Origin of the sequence: Halobaculum sp. MBLA0147, assembly GCF_041361345.1 — an archaeon.
Taxonomy (GTDB): domain Archaea; phylum Halobacteriota; class Halobacteria; order Halobacteriales; family Haloferacaceae; genus JAHENP01.
In genome coordinates this window covers 23,503-37,490 of sequence record NZ_JBGKAD010000001.1, presented here as the reverse complement: position 1 = coordinate 37,490, position 13,988 = coordinate 23,503, and the positions used below count along the sequence as shown (strand labels likewise).

The 13,988-nt window shown below is 68.7% G+C and carries 12 protein-coding genes; 5 read left to right on the top strand and 7 right to left on the bottom strand.

The features are described 5' to 3' along the window. Positions 1 to 43: 43 nt before the first annotated feature. Positions 44 to 2,173, top strand: a complete 2,130-nt coding sequence (locus RYH80_RS00175; protein ID WP_370901838.1) for a PAS domain S-box protein — start codon at positions 44 to 46, stop codon at positions 2,171 to 2,173. A gap of 68 nt (positions 2,174 to 2,241) precedes the next feature. Next, on the top strand, positions 2,242 to 2,835 hold the full coding sequence (locus tag RYH80_RS00170; protein WP_370901837.1) for a GTPase: 594 nt from the start codon (positions 2,242 to 2,244) through the stop codon (positions 2,833 to 2,835). 9 nt (positions 2,836 to 2,844) lie between these two features. Here the strand turns inward: RYH80_RS00170 and RYH80_RS00165 are convergent, their stop codons facing one another. From RYH80_RS00165 to RYH80_RS00150, 4 genes are all read right to left on the bottom strand, one after another. Further along, entirely contained in the window at positions 2,845 to 3,531 is a 687-nt protein-coding gene (locus tag RYH80_RS00165; protein WP_370901836.1) for a hypothetical protein, read from the bottom strand. 64 nt (positions 3,532 to 3,595) lie between these two features. Further along, a complete protein-coding gene (locus RYH80_RS00160) occupies positions 3,596 to 4,705 on the bottom strand; it encodes a M24 family metallopeptidase (protein WP_370904616.1) in 1,110 nt (369 codons plus the stop codon). A 330-nt stretch (positions 4,706 to 5,035) separates the two neighbouring features. After that, positions 5,036 to 7,510: a DUF5059 domain-containing protein gene (locus tag RYH80_RS00155; RefSeq protein WP_370901835.1), complete on the bottom strand. Its 2,475-nt coding sequence runs from the start codon at positions 7,508 to 7,510 to the stop codon at positions 5,036 to 5,038. 212 nt (positions 7,511 to 7,722) lie between these two features. Beyond that, on the bottom strand, positions 7,723 to 8,976 hold the full coding sequence (locus RYH80_RS00150; protein WP_370901834.1) for a carbohydrate kinase family protein: 1,254 nt from the start codon (positions 8,974 to 8,976) through the stop codon (positions 7,723 to 7,725). 156 nt (positions 8,977 to 9,132) lie between these two features. Here RYH80_RS00150 and gap point away from each other — a divergent pair, with 156 nt between their 5' ends. From gap to RYH80_RS00135, 3 genes are all read left to right on the top strand, one after another. Continuing rightward, positions 9,133 to 10,173, top strand: a complete 1,041-nt coding sequence (gene gap, locus RYH80_RS00145) for a type I glyceraldehyde-3-phosphate dehydrogenase (protein ID WP_370901833.1) — start codon at positions 9,133 to 9,135, stop codon at positions 10,171 to 10,173. A 124-nt stretch (positions 10,174 to 10,297) separates the two neighbouring features. After that, positions 10,298 to 10,624 carry a hypothetical protein gene (locus RYH80_RS00140; RefSeq protein WP_370901832.1) on the top strand — a complete coding sequence of 109 codons (327 nt, stop codon included), beginning with the start codon at positions 10,298 to 10,300 and terminating at the stop codon, positions 10,622 to 10,624. 113 nt (positions 10,625 to 10,737) lie between these two features. Further along, positions 10,738 to 11,814 carry an aminopeptidase gene (locus RYH80_RS00135; RefSeq protein ID WP_370901831.1) on the top strand — a complete coding sequence of 359 codons (1,077 nt, stop codon included), beginning with the start codon at positions 10,738 to 10,740 and terminating at the stop codon, positions 11,812 to 11,814. 96 nt (positions 11,815 to 11,910) lie between these two features. Here the strand turns inward: RYH80_RS00135 and RYH80_RS00130 are convergent, their stop codons facing one another. From RYH80_RS00130 to RYH80_RS00120, 3 genes are all read right to left on the bottom strand, one after another. Then, a complete protein-coding gene (locus RYH80_RS00130; RefSeq protein WP_370901830.1) occupies positions 11,911 to 12,267 on the bottom strand; it encodes an RNA polymerase Rpb4 family protein in 357 nt (118 codons plus the stop codon). 6 nt (positions 12,268 to 12,273) lie between these two features. Further along, on the bottom strand, positions 12,274 to 12,567 hold the full coding sequence (locus RYH80_RS00125; protein WP_370901829.1) for a 50S ribosomal protein L21e: 294 nt from the start codon (positions 12,565 to 12,567) through the stop codon (positions 12,274 to 12,276). Between the two features lie 131 nt (positions 12,568 to 12,698). Then, positions 12,699 to 13,889, bottom strand: a complete 1,191-nt coding sequence (locus tag RYH80_RS00120; RefSeq protein WP_370901828.1) for a PAS domain-containing protein — start codon at positions 13,887 to 13,889, stop codon at positions 12,699 to 12,701. Positions 13,890 to 13,988 lie beyond the last annotated feature (99 nt).

Here is a 13,988-nt window from a genome sequence, read left to right as displayed (position 1 = left end):
ACGGCAACGTTTTTTGATCCACTAGCAGTTTAGGTAGGACAGCATGGTCGGTGGGACCGGGCCGGAAGACGACGCCGTCGACGAGCACCGGCGGAGTGGTGAGGACAGTGCCGGTGTCGAGACACGGTGGTCGCGTCACCCGGCTGCCGGCGCGGGAGCCGACGACGGGACGACCGGAGCCACGTCGCGAGTCGGACGGGCCTCCGGAGACTCGGACGGCGGCGAGCGGCTGGCCGTCGCGGTCGTCGGTGGTGATCGGGGCGTCACGTGGCTCGCCAGCGCCGAGTCGCTGCGAGTCGAGCGTCTCGACGTTGACGGTGGAGCGGACGCGGGCGCAGTAGACGACGGATCGAACCTGGATACGGGCGGCGACAGAGCGAACCCAGGTGGCGGTGACGACCCCGCGGATCTGGACGCCGGCGACGACTCCGACGACCCACTCGTCGTGGGACCCGAGTGGGACTGTGTCGTCGCGGACGCCGCCGGTGTCGACCCGACGGACGTGTGCGCCGCTGCCTCGTCGTCGCCGCCCGTCGTCGCGGTCGTCGAGGTCGACACGGACGTGGCGCCGCTGTTGGAGGCGGGTGTCACCGAGTGTGTCCGGGCGAGTGATCCTGCGGCGGAGCGACTCCTCCGTGAGCGCACTCGCCGGGTCGCCGAGGAACACCGCGCTCGTGCGAGACGGGTCCGACAGCGCGAGTGGTTCGACACGGTGCTCGAGTACTCGACGGACTCGATGAGCGTCGTCGACGAGGACGCGGTCGCACTGTACAACACCCCGGCGGTCGAAGACCAACTCGGCTACTCGCCCGCGGAACTCAGAGGCGAGAACGTCTTGGAACACGTCCACCCGGACGACAGGGCGGCCGTCAGAGAACAGTTCGAGGAACTCGTCGAACAGCCGGACGGGAGCATCGCACACGCGACGTACCGACGCCGGCACGCGGACGGCTCCTGGCGGTGGATCGAGGCCGTCGGGAACGTCCAGTTCGACAACCCCGCCGTCGGGGGGCTGATCGTCAACCGACGCGACGTGACGGAACGCGAGCGCCAGCGGGAACGGCTCCGCGAACAGGAGGCGTACGTCGCGAGCGTGCTCGACGCCCAGCCGGACGTGTTCTACGTCCTCGACGACGCCGGGAACTTCGTGGAGTGGAACGCCCGCCTCCCCGACGTGGTGGGGTACGACGACGGCGACTTGGAGGGGATGCACGCGACGGAGTTGGTCCCGACGGACGACCACGAGGAGATCCTCACGGCGATGCAACGGGTCTACCTGAACGAGGAGTCACAGACGGTCGAGTCCACGTTGGTCACGGCCGACGGCGAGGAGATTCCCTACCAACTCAACGGTGCGCCGCTCACCGACGGCGACGGGGAGGTGACCGGACTGGTCGGAACCGGGCGCGACATCTCCGACCGCGTCCGCCGCGAGGAGCGCCTCTCCGTGCTCAACCGCATCCTCAGGCACAACCTCCGCAACCGGACGAACGTGATCGTCGGCCACGCGGCGGCGCTGGTGGAGACGCTCGAGAATCCGACGGCGACCGACCACGCGAGCGAGATCCGCCGCGTCGGGATGGAGCTCGACCGGTTGGGGGTCCTCGCCCGGAAGGTCGACCGAGTCCTCGGCGAGAGTCACGAACCCGTGGCGCTCGACGTGGAGGAGGCGATCCGGCGTGCGGTGTCGGATCTGGACGCCTCGCCCGCCGGCGAGGCCGAGACGGAGTGCGAGCCGACCGTCGACCTGACGGTCGCGGAACCGCCGGACACCGCCGTGACGGCCGTCGACGCGTTGGCCGACGCGATCAACGAACTCCTCGACAACGCGGTGCGTCACAGCGACGCCGAGACGCCGCGCGTGCGGATCGAGTTCGAGGTGACACACGATCCGCCGGAACGGCCGGTGACCGCCGGCGACGGCGGGACGAAGGCGTCCGAGTCGGGCGATCGACCGACGGCAGTCGTGATCCACGTCGACGACGACTGCGAGCAGATCCCACCGGGCGAGGTGGAGGCGCTGGGTGGCGCGGAGAGTCGGCTGGAACACGCCGGTGGGTTGGGACTGTGGTTCGTCAACTGGATCGTCACCGTCTCCGGCGGCGACCTCTCGTTCGCGGAGAGCCCACTCGGCGGGAACCGGGTGTCCGTCCGGTTGCCGACCGCCGACTGAACGATCGGGTGAAACAGCTGCTACGAAATAAAATAAAACCTTATATGTAGCAGTCAACAAGTCGTGGTATGCACACAGTCGTCGGTGGCCCTCCGAACTCTGGGAAGAGTACTATTACCGCAGCACTCGTCAAGTTGTGTCGAGAACGGAAGCGTAGACGAGGGTACAATCCAACGTTCAGTTGGTCGACCCTCGACATCACCGACACGTCACTCCCGGCGATGCTACAGAGTTCGGACGAGTACGATCGAGATGTGGACTGGACGATGGAGCGTGCCCAAGAGCGGAGGGCGATGTTCGCAGCACGAGACGAGCAGTTAGTTCTCGCCGATACCCCCGGTCTCATCGACGACAAGACGGAGGTCCTCGTCGAACCGGCAGACGCGATGATTCTCGTCGTCAGCGACGAGCGGCTAGACGACGCTGCCGAGTGGCGGGCGTTCGCGGCGGAGAACGACCTGGAGCTGTGCTTCGAGTTGACGACTGTGTTGGACGAAGACGAGACGGTCGAGTGGACCGACCGCGATGCGGGAGAGGCGGTCGTTCGGAGCGTTCACAACGCCGACTTCGAGAGCGACGAGACGGCCGCGTACGACGACAAGACACGTCGAATCCTGAAGACGGTAGCCAAGGACCTACTGTCGATGTCGGAGCGTAGGTAGAGTGGTCTGTCACTCGTCGAATCTCGGGTACTCGTCGTCGAGACGTTTCGCGACACGTCCGATAGTCTCCAGACTCGTGTGGAGTGACGAACAGCTGTAGACGAGGCTCGCGGTGACCACCTCCGCAGCCTCGCTCAACTGATCGAACGTCTCTGGGTCCGGTCCTGCATCACCCGAGTTCCCGGGACGACTACGGAGTCGCTCCCACACTCCACCACTGTCTGTCAGGTCGACCGTCGCGCCGACTCGCTGTGCCGCTGCACACATGTTCGCGTACCGGGAGTAGTCGTGTGTGACGTCGACTGGATCGCCACGGATCGTCACGTTGTTGACGACGTTGTTGTCGATGTGTGACTCGGAGTCAACCTCGACTGCGACCGATCCGCTGTCGGTGCGGTAAGTGAGGAACCACTCGTTACGATTCTCGTCGACGTACTCGTCCGTCTTCGTCCATCCGTGATCGGCAGCGAATCCCACCAACTGCTCGTAGTCGAACCCGGCTGGAATATCACTGATCTCGAACGACACGTCGCCGTCGGTCTCGACGACGGTGACCTCGACCTCCGTCTCTGGGTCGAGATTGTAGGCCGTAGCGAACGACGACCCGAACTCTAACGACACCCCGCTGCCCCGATCTCGAAGCCTCTTTTTCACTGTTCGGACCGACTCTGTTCGGTCGTCGTCGAACCGTGGCATGAGTGCGTCTTGACTGTCTCATGTTATAAAAGTTGGCTCTGGAGTGGCACTGGAATTCCTTCTTTTATAAACAGCCACGGTCCGTCTCGTTGAGCCGCTCGGCCCCGTCCTCTGTGACGATCACCAAGTCCTCGATCCGGACGCCGAACTCCCCCTCCAGGTACACGCCCGGTTCGACGCTGAACACCATCCCGGGTTCGAGTTCGCGCTCGCTGCCGGCGACGAGGTACGGCTCCTCGTGGACCTCCAGGCCGACCCCGTGCCCGGTGCGGTGGAGGAACGCGTCGCCGTAGCCGGCGTCTGCGATCACCTCGCGGGCCGCCGCGTCGACGGCACCGGCCGTGACCCCCGGTTCGACGGCGTCGACACCCGCCTGCTGTGCGCGCCGGACCACGTCGTGGGCCTCGCGGACGCGCTCGCTCGGCTCGCCGTCGAAGACGAGCGTCCGCGTCTGGTCGGAGGGGTAGCCGTCCACCCACGTCCCGAAGTCGAGAACCACCGGCTCGCCAGCCTGGATCTCGCGGTCGCCGTGTGTGTGGTGTGGCATCGCCCCGTTCGGTCCGGAGCCGGCGATCACCTCGAAGGAGACACCCGTGCCGCCGTGGGCCGCGAGGCGGTCCGCGACCTCCGTCGCGAGTTCGCGTTCCGTCCACCCGACCACCTCGGGGCCGAGCGCTCGCAGGTCGTCGACGACGGCGTCCGCGACCGCGGCGGCACGCCGCAGCGCGTCCCGTTCCGTCTCGTCTTTCCGGACGCGCAGCGGTGCCAGGATCTCGCTCGCGAGCCCGAACGTCGCGTCCGGCGCAGCCGCACGGAGGTCCTGCGTGAATCGCGCGTGCATCGTGTCGTCGACCAACAGGTGGCCACCGTCTAGATCCAGTTCCGTCACGATCCCGGCGACGCGAGCGGTCGGATCGTCGGCGTCGGCCCACGTCCGCACGTCCTCGATCCACGACTCGCGGCGCACCTGTTCGTCGTACAGCTCCGGGACGAGCAACGTCGGGTCTCCCTCTGCGGGGAGGAACGCAAGCAGGTGTCGTTCGCTCGGCTCCTCGTCGAACCCGGTCGTGTACCGCAGGTTCGGACTCGGGAACAGGACCAGCGCGTCCGCACCTCGCTCGCGGAGCCGCCGCTGTGCGTCTCGCGTCCGTCGCCGCTCCGGTGTGGTACCCACGTCGTCTCCGTTCGCGCCGTCGGATCCCTCTCCGTCGGCTCCGTCTGTGCCGTCGTCTCCGTCGTCTCCGTTCGCGCCGTCGACTGTCACGACTCGCGGTTCACGCGCGGCGAGAAAGAAGGTTCGCGTCGAGGCGTCCCCCGGTGATGCCCAGTCCCGAGGGCTCACACCCGCCGTCGACGCGACCCACTGTCGAGGGGCGCTGCCGACCGCCCGCGGTCGGCTGGGTGACACCCCCGTGGCCACCTGCGCCCACGGGAGTGTCTGGATGTCGAGTGTGTGTGCGACGCGGCGGCGCGCCCGAGACCGCCCCGTCGCGGTGCCGCTCGCCTAGCCTTCGACGATCACCGTGCCGACCATGCCCGCCATCTCGTGGGGCACGCAGTAGTACTCGTGTTCACCCGGCGTCTCGAAGGTCCGGACGTACGCCTGCCCGGAGACGACACCACCCTTCTTCTCCGCGTTCCACGCCTCGACGGCCGCCGCCTCGGAGTCGGCGCCAGCGGAGTTCCACTGCGGCGCGTCCGAGGGGATCTTATCGGCGTACGCGACGACGTTGTGCGCCTCGCCGCCCTCGTGGACGAACGCGACGGTGTCGCCCGCCGAGACCGTGACCTCCTTCGGCTCGAAGGCGACGGCCTTCATGTCGACGACCGTCGCGTCGTCGGACACCTCGTCGGCCGAGACGACGTTGGGTCCACCGTTCACCTCGGTGCTCTCGGACTCGCCGCCGGCGTCCGTCGAGCCGCCAGAGACGGACGGCGCCTTCCCGAGGCCGCCGACGACCGCGAACTGTGCGCGGGTCGCGTAGTCGGCGAACGTCGTCAGCGCCGGGCCCGTCTCGCCGCCGTCCTGCACCGCGCCGACGAAGTCACCGAGCGCGCCCTCGAAGGACTCGTAGGTGCCGCCGTCGGCCTCTTCCAGCGTCTCGTGGACGCGTGCGTTCTCGAACGCCTCGAAGGTGTCCTGTGCGGCGGCACCGGGCAGTTCGCCCAGCGACCCGCCGCCGGCACCGACGACCGCGTAGGCGGCGGCGACCGCCTGGTCGTGGAAGGCGAGAGAGTTGTCCCCGACCTGCTCGGTCTTCCCGTCTTCGATGGCCGAGCGCACGGCGGCCAGTTTCGACTCGTACGTCTCGTACGTCTCCGCGTTCGCCTCTTCGAGCGCCTCGTGGAAGCCGCCGGCACCACCCTCGAAGTACTCGAAGGCCGAACCGACGAGCGTCGTGCCACGCTCGGCGTCCCCGAGGTAGTACGCCGTCGCGCCGTCGAAGACGCGAGCGGTCGTGTAGACCGCGCCGGCCGCGGAGACGGCCGTCGTGCCGGCGAACTGCGTCTGGAACTCGAACAGCGCCGACTGGGTGCCCTCGTAGTGAGTGGCGACCGCCTCGTCGTCGCCGTTCCGGAACGCCTCGATCAGTGCGGAGAGGTGCTCCTCCTCGAAGGAGGTGTACAGCTCTTCGCTGGTGTCCTCGAGCGCCTCGTGGAGGTTCGCCTCGTTCTGCTCGAACCGCTGGAACAGGCCCTCCGCCAGCGTCGCGGCGGCCTCGCCGTTCCCGAGTGCGTACGCCTGCCGCGCGTCGGAGAGCCGTGCGCGGAAGAACGCCGCCTCCAGCGTCGTCGCCTGCTCGCCGGCCAGCGCCGTCACGCCGGCGAGCAGACTCTCGTCGACGGTCGCCAGCGGCTCGCTCGTGTCCTCGCCGTTCTCGATGGCCGAGCGCAGCGCCGAGAGCGCGCTCTCGAAGGACTCGTACGAGTCGCCGTCGGCCTCCTCGAACGGGTCGTGAGCCGTCGCACCCTCGAAGTCCGCGAACACCTCGCGGATCACCTTGCTCGCGACGCCGGGCTGACCGCCGTCGGCCATCCGGACCGCGTCGTACACCTGCGCGCGGTAGTTCGTGAGCGTCGTCGCGTGTGCGAGTCCACGACCGGGCCCGCCGAGGTTCGACACCGCGGTGGCGTCGAACGCGCGAGCCTGCGCGACGGCCAACTCGCCGGCGCCGGCGGTCTCCGCACCGGCCAACGCGTAGGAGCCGTCGATCGCCGCCGACAGCGACGCCTCGCTGGCCTCGCGGGCCCCCTGGCCGTCACCCGCGTTCGCCGACTCGATCACGCTCTCCAGTTGCCCCTCGAACGTCTCGTACGTCTCCGGGGCGGCCCCCTCGATCGCGTCGTGGACGGCCGCCTGCTCGAACGTCGCCAGCGTCGCCTGCCCGACCGCGGCGGCACCCTCTGCGTGGCCGGCGGCCGCGAGCAGCCCGGCGTTGCGGACGCGTGTCCCGAGCAACTGCAGTTCGAAGGCGTGAGCCGTCTGTTGATCCGTCCGGCCGACGATGGCCGCGCGGAGGTTGTCGCTCGCGGCGACGGCGTCCTCGCGTGCCTCCGCGACCTCACCAGCCGAGAGCGACTCGCGGAGCCCCGAGAGGTTCTCCTCGAACGTCTCGTAGTTGTCCGCGTTCGTCTTCTCGAGCTGTTCGTGTGCGCCCCACTCGCCGGAGGCGTTCTCGAAGCGCGCGAACACGTCCCGTGCCACCGAGCTCCCGGCACCGGGCCGCCCGGCCGCGCCGAGCGCGACCGCGTCGAACAGTCGTGCCCGCATCGCGTTCCACTCGGCCGCGACGGCCGTCGCGGGGCCGACGGACGCCGGCGTGGCGGTCTCGTCGCCCGCCGTCGCCGTCGGGGTGTCCTCCTCGCCCGAGGCGGTCTCCTCGGGCGTCGACTCACCACTCTGCGTGTTACAGCCCGCGAGGGCCGCGGTCAGTCCGACTCCGGCACCGTACAGGAACCGTCGTCTGTCGCGTTCCATACCTGTTTTAGGGCGGCCTAAAGTTCAAGAGGCTTTCGAAGTTTAGGCACACCGAAAACGCGTGTCACGGGTGGTGGATACTGTCGAGTAAGAGGGTGTCGTCTCGGGGTCAGTGTGAGGGTCGTGGTCAGGGGCCGAACGAGCTACTCACACGGGAACGGGTCGGTCACTCGCGTGGTGACGGAGCGGTCACTCCCGTGAGGACGGGGCGGTCACTCCCGCAGGAGACGTTCGACGGTGTCTCGGTCGGGGAGCGCAGCCATCGCGCCGCGGGCGGTCGTCGAGTGTGCCGCGACCGCGTTCGCGAACCGGACGGCCGCAGCCAGCGCTGTGTCGCCGTCTCTCGGTCCGGCGTCCGTCGTGGGAGTCGTGGTGGCCTCGCCCGAGAGCGCCGCGATCAGGCCGGCGGTGAAGGCGTCGCCGGCACCCGTGGTGTCGACGGCGTCGACCGCGACCCCCTCGTGACTCGTGGTCGCCGGCCCCCACGGCGCACTCTCCGTCGCGTGTGCGACCGCACCGGCGTCCCCGCGGGTGACCGCCACCGTGTGCGGCCCCGAGCCGTCGAGGGCACTCTCGACCGCGGCGGTCTCCGTGTCCGGCGTCGTCGTCCCCCACGTCGCGTCCGTCAGGATCCGTGCGAGGTCGCGCGGCGCCCCCTCGTAGCCGGCGGGTGCGAGATCTTCCGTCGAGGCGACGAGCACGTCGACTGCCGGGAGCACGGCCGCGAGCGTCTTCGCGTAGTCGAAGTCGGTCCACAACTGCGGCCGTGCGTTCGGGTCGAAGGAGACGGTCGTGTCCGGGGGCGCTCGCGCGAGGAGATCCAGGACGGCCGAGCGGGCGGGTTCGTGTGCCAACTCCACGCCGCCGACGTGGAGCCAGTCGACCGTCGCGAGTCGCTCGTCGGCGACACGCCCGGGCTGGAGTCGTGTGCTCGCGGTGCCGTCGAGGTAGAGGACGAACTCGCGGTCCGCGTCGGCGTCCAACGACACCACCGCCAGCCCGGTCGGAGCCGACGGGTCGCGTTCGACCAACGTCGTCGGGGTCCCCTCCGCGGCCAGCGTCTCGACGAGGAAGTCTCCGAACCCGTCGTCGCCGACACGCGTCCAGAACGCCGGGGGCGCGCCGAGCCGCGCGAGGCCGACGGCGACGTTCGCGGGTGCCCCACCCGCCCGTCGGTGGTAGGTGTCGCGCTCGGCCAGCCCGCCGGGACCGTCCGGGTGAGCGTCGACGATCATCTCGCCGACGACGAGCGTCGTGGGTGCGTGCTCGGGGGCGTCGTCGCCGGTCGCCGCGTCCTCACCCGCCGCGTCGCCGATCACTGCGTCTCCGCGCGTCGCGTCCCCGCCCGTCGCGTCGCCGGTCGCCGCGTCTCCGCCCGTCGCGTCCCCACCCGCTGCGTCTCCGCTCGCCGCGTCTCCACCGGTCCTGGGCGTGTCGTGGTCCGCGCCTGCGTCGCGTCCGTTCACACGAGCACTCGACCGCGCGGCCACTTCACGCCGACGACGCTGCGTCTCGACCCCGCCCGAACGTTCAAGTGGAGTGGTCGGAAACCTCGTGCGAGTCGGTGTCCCCCTCGTGCCGGAGGGGAACGTTCAAGTGACGCAGCAAACGACCATTCGGACATGAGTAAATATGGACTCACGGCGGCAGACGACGTGACGGATCCGGTGCGGGTCGGCCTCAACGGGTTCGGACGGATCGGGCGGAACGCGTTGCGAGCGGTGCTCACCGAGCCCAGAGTGGAGTTGGTCGGTGTCAACGACGTGATGGACCCCGAGGACATGCGGTACCTCGGACGGTACGACACGGTCATGGGCCGGCTGGAGTTGGAACTCGACGACGACGAACTCGTCGTCGGCGACACCTCCGTGCCGATCCACGACGAACAGGACCCCGCGGCGCTGCCGTGGGGAGACCGCGACGTGGACGTGGCTCTGGAGGCGACGGGCGTCTTCCGGACGCGCGAGGACGCCGCCCGCCACCTCGACGCCGGGGCGGAGAAGGTGCTGATCTCCGCGCCGCCGAAGGGCGAGGAGTACGTCCAACAGATCGTCTACGGGGTGAACCACGACGAGTACGACGGAGACCGGATCGTCTCGAACGCCTCCTGTACGACGAACTCCGTCACGCCCATCGCGAAGGTGTTGGACGCCGAGTTCGGCATCGAGTCGGGGACGCTCACGACAGTCCACGCGTACACGGGGAGTCAGAACCTCGTCGACGGACCGAAGGGGAAGACTCGCCGCGGGCGCGCGGCCGCCGAGAACATCGTCCCCACCTCCACCGGCGCGGCACAGGCCGCCACGCAGATCCTCCCGCAGTTGGAGGGGAAACTCGACGGGATGGCGATGCGCGTGCCGGTGCCGAACGGCTCGATCACGGAGCTCGTCGTCGACCTGTCGGCGAACCCGACGGCGACGGAGATCAACGACGCGTTCCGCGACGCCGCCGACAGCGGGCCGCTGGCGGGTGTGCTCGGCTACACCGACGACGAGGTCGTCTCCTCGGACATCGTCGGCCTCCCGTTCTCCTCGTACGTCGACTGCAACTCGACGAACGTCGTCGGCGACGACGGACTGGTGAAGGTGTTGACGTGGTACGACAACGAGTTCGGCTTCTCGAACCGGATGCTCGACGTGGCGCAGTTCGTCACCGACTACTGAGCGGCACCACCGGTCACTCGCCGCGCTCGTCTCGCGACGCCTGCCTGCCGGGTCGAGGAGCGTGCCCGACACGTCCTGCGGTCGTCCCGACACCTTCTCGACGCGTCCGTGTCGAACCAGTCTCGTGACACGCGAGTACGACAAGCTCGTCAGAGACGAGATCCCGGCAGTGATTCGTGCGGACGGCGAGACACCCGTCACGCACACGGTCGACGGCGAGGCGTACGCAGAGCGACTCGCGGCCAAACTCCGCGAGGAGACCGAGGAGTACCTCGCGGAGCGGGAGCCAGCCGAACTCGCCGACGTGGCCGCGGTCGTCGACGCACTGGTCGACGCCGTCGGGCGCGAGGAAGTGACCCGACTCCGCGAGCAGAAGGCCGCAGAACGCGGCGAGTTCGACGACGGTGTCGTCCTCGAACGGGTCCACGAACACCCGCCCGAGGAGGACTGACCCGTCTCGGCGACCACGACCCGTCGTCCGAGACCAGTCCGATTACCACGGCTCCCGCCGTCCGTCTATCCGAAACTCGTAATCCGGTGGGCCCGTTCCAGTGTGACGAACGAATGGACCCACGAGTACGCGAACACGCCGAGACGGTCGTCGACCACTCGCTGGGACTCGAGTCGGGCGACGACCTCGTGATCCAGGTACCGGCCGTCGCCGAGGACTTCGCCGTCGCGCTCCACGAACTCGCCGGCGACCGAGGTGCGAACCCGATCTACCTCAACAACTCCGAGCGCGCCGAACGCGCCTTCCTCCGGGCCCGTGGGGAGGACTTCGAGACGCCAGAGCACCAACTCGCACTCCACGAGGCCGCCGACGCGTTCGTCATCTCTCGCGGCGGCCCCAACGCCACGGAGCGGTCCGACGTGCCCCCGGAGACGACGGCCGACTACAACCGCGCGATGCGGCCGGTCCAAGACGAACGACTCGCCTCGGACTGGTGTCTCACCCAGTTCCCGACGCCCGGACGCGCGCAACTCGCCGGGATGTCGACGGAGGCGTACGAGAACTTCGTCTACGACGCCGTCTCACTCGACTGGGAGGCCCAACGCGAGTTCCAGTCACAGATGGTGGAGATCTTGGACGACGCCGACGAAGTCCGTATCCGGTCGGGCGAGGAGACGGACGTGACGATGTCCGTCGCCGGCAACTCGACGCTCAACGACTTCGGCCGCGCGAACCTCCCCGGCGGCGAGGTGTTCACCGCACCGGTCAGAGACAGCGTCGAGGGGACGGTCCACTTCGACCTCCCGTTGTACCGACAGGGGCGCGAGATCGAGGGGGCCCGCGTCCGCTTCGAGGCGGGTCGCGTCGAGTCGTTCTCGGCGGATCGCAACGAGGACGTCCTCGCGGGCGTGTTCGACACCGACGAGTCCGCCCGCTACCTCGGCGAACTCGGCATCGGGATGAACCGCGCCATCGACCGGTTCACCTACAACATGTTGTTCGACGAGAAGATGGGCGACACGGTCCACATGGCCGTCGGCGCGGCCTACCCGGAGACCGTCGGCGAGGAGAACGAACGCAACGAGTCCGCCGAACACGTCGACATGATCGTCGACATGAGCGAGGACTCCGTCATCGAGGTCGACGGCGAGGTCGTCCAACGCGACGGAACCTTCGTCTTCGAGGAGTAGTCACACGAGAGCCACTCGTGAGAGCGGGGTCGCGACGGACGCCGTCCAGTGTCGGCGGCAGTGAGACGGCGTCGAGTCGACGGGACCGCCGTCGGCTCAGGCGTACTTCGCGACGACGTTCAACACGTCGTCGAGTTCGTCGCCGGACATCGCGTACCGCTCGTTGGCGAACACCGAGCGGAGTTCCGTCCGGTCGCCCGGGAGGATGTCTGCGATCTTGATCGCGGTGCCGATCTCGATCTTCTCCAACTCCGAGAGCTCCTCGACCAGTTCGCGCGACTCCTCGGCCTCGAGGAACGCGAACGTGTTGACGTGCTCGACGGCGCGTGCCAGCTCGTAGCGGAGTTCGCGGTCCTCGTCGGCCGCACGCTCCGCCTCGACCGTCTCGAGGATCTCCTTGGCCTCCGAGACCGTGAGGTACTCCTCGTCGAGCGTCTCTTTGAAGATCGTCATCTGCGGTCAGTCCTGCTGTGCCTTGAGGTGGGCGGGCTTCGCGAGGATCGTCTTCGTGACGCTGTCGTCCGTGATCTCGACCTTGTAGGCGTCGCCCTGCGTCCCGGCGACCGTCCCGGTGCGGCCGTTGAAGCGAGCGTGGAACTGACCGTCCGAGACGGACGGGTCCAGTGCGAGGTGGACGGTCTCGCCCTCCTCGAACTCGGCGATGGCGCGCTGTGGCGGCGAGGTCCCGGCGTCGCGCGGGTCGTTCTTCAGCTTCCCCTTCGTCTTCGACAGTGGCCCGTTGGAGTTCGGCATAGTCGTGCAGTGGGATTCTGCGGGTTCACGTATAAATCGTGCGTTCTGGTGGGGCCGTAGAGAGTGTGCTCGCCCTGGCGTGTTTCCGCAGAGGTTGTGTTCACGTCTCCACGGGTCGGCCGAGAGGCGCGTCACCCCGCGGACTCGTCGACACCCGCGACGACGATCAAGGCGGTGGGGTCCGTCAACACCGTCACCGGTTTGACGCGGAGGTCCGCGGTCGTGTCGGTCCCGGGGAGGCCGACGGTCTCGACCACACGCGACCCGGTCGTTCCGCCGTCCGCCGGGCGCGACGGGCCGTCGTGGCCCCGGACCCCGCCGTCCCCCCGTGCTCGCCCGACGACGGTCTGGACCGCCGACGCCACCCGGTCGGCGTCCGGTTCCGCGACGACGGCACCGACCCCCGGACCGGAGCCGTCTCCCGGGTCCGCCGTGACGCCGAGTCGTCGCGTCGCCGCCTCGTTGGCGAAGACGACCTCCCCGTCGCCGTCGGCGATCAGTGCCGGTGTCCCGACGCCGTCGGCGACGGCCGCCAGACAGTCGCGGCGTTTCAGCGTCGTCTCGTCGTCCGGCCGGTGGACGTAACAGATCACGCCACCGTCCTCGTCCGGGAACACGCGAACACGGGACGGGACCCCCTCCGGTCCCTCGGTAGTCACGGTCTCCGGTTCGCGCGTCTCCCCGACTCGGCGACAGGCCGACTCCACGACAGTCTCCGCCATCGACGGCACGACGCGCCACAGTCGTTCGCCCGCGATCCGGTCGCGGTCCACGTCGTAGTAGTCGCCGAACCGGTCGTTCGCGAACACGACCCTGTCCTCCGGGTCCAGTGCCACGACACCCTCCGCCGTCCGCTGGTAGGCGCGTCGCAGCTCCGTCGCGGTCGCCTCCGCGCGGCGTTTGGCTCGGTACCCCTGTGTCACCGACCAGATTCGCTGGGCGAGCAACTCGAAGTTGTTCTCGCCGGCTCTGACGGGGACGTACGCGCTGACTCCCGCGGCGATGGCGTCGGCCGCGACGGACTCGCTGCCCGCCCCGGTGAACAACACGAACGGGAGATCCGGAAACTCGACGCGGAACGACTCCAGGAACGACACCGCGTCCCGCCGAGCGAGCGTGTACGCCGACACGACACAGTCGAACGCGGGGTCGTCGCTGTCCCCGATGGCGTCGAACGCCGCGTCTGCCGACTCGACGTGACGAACCGACACGGTCGGGTCGAGCCGCGTCAGCGACCGTTCCACCAACTGCGCGAAGTCCGCGTCGCTGTCGACGTACAGCACGCTCGTCGGAGCGACCGGTGACTCCGCGCGCTCCCGCATGTCAGACTCTCTCGGGGTCACGGTGTTTCTATCTACCGCTCGGAAGAAGGGTTGTAAGTGTTGTAACAACTGTTTGTCCTCCTGTACGTACCTCCGGAT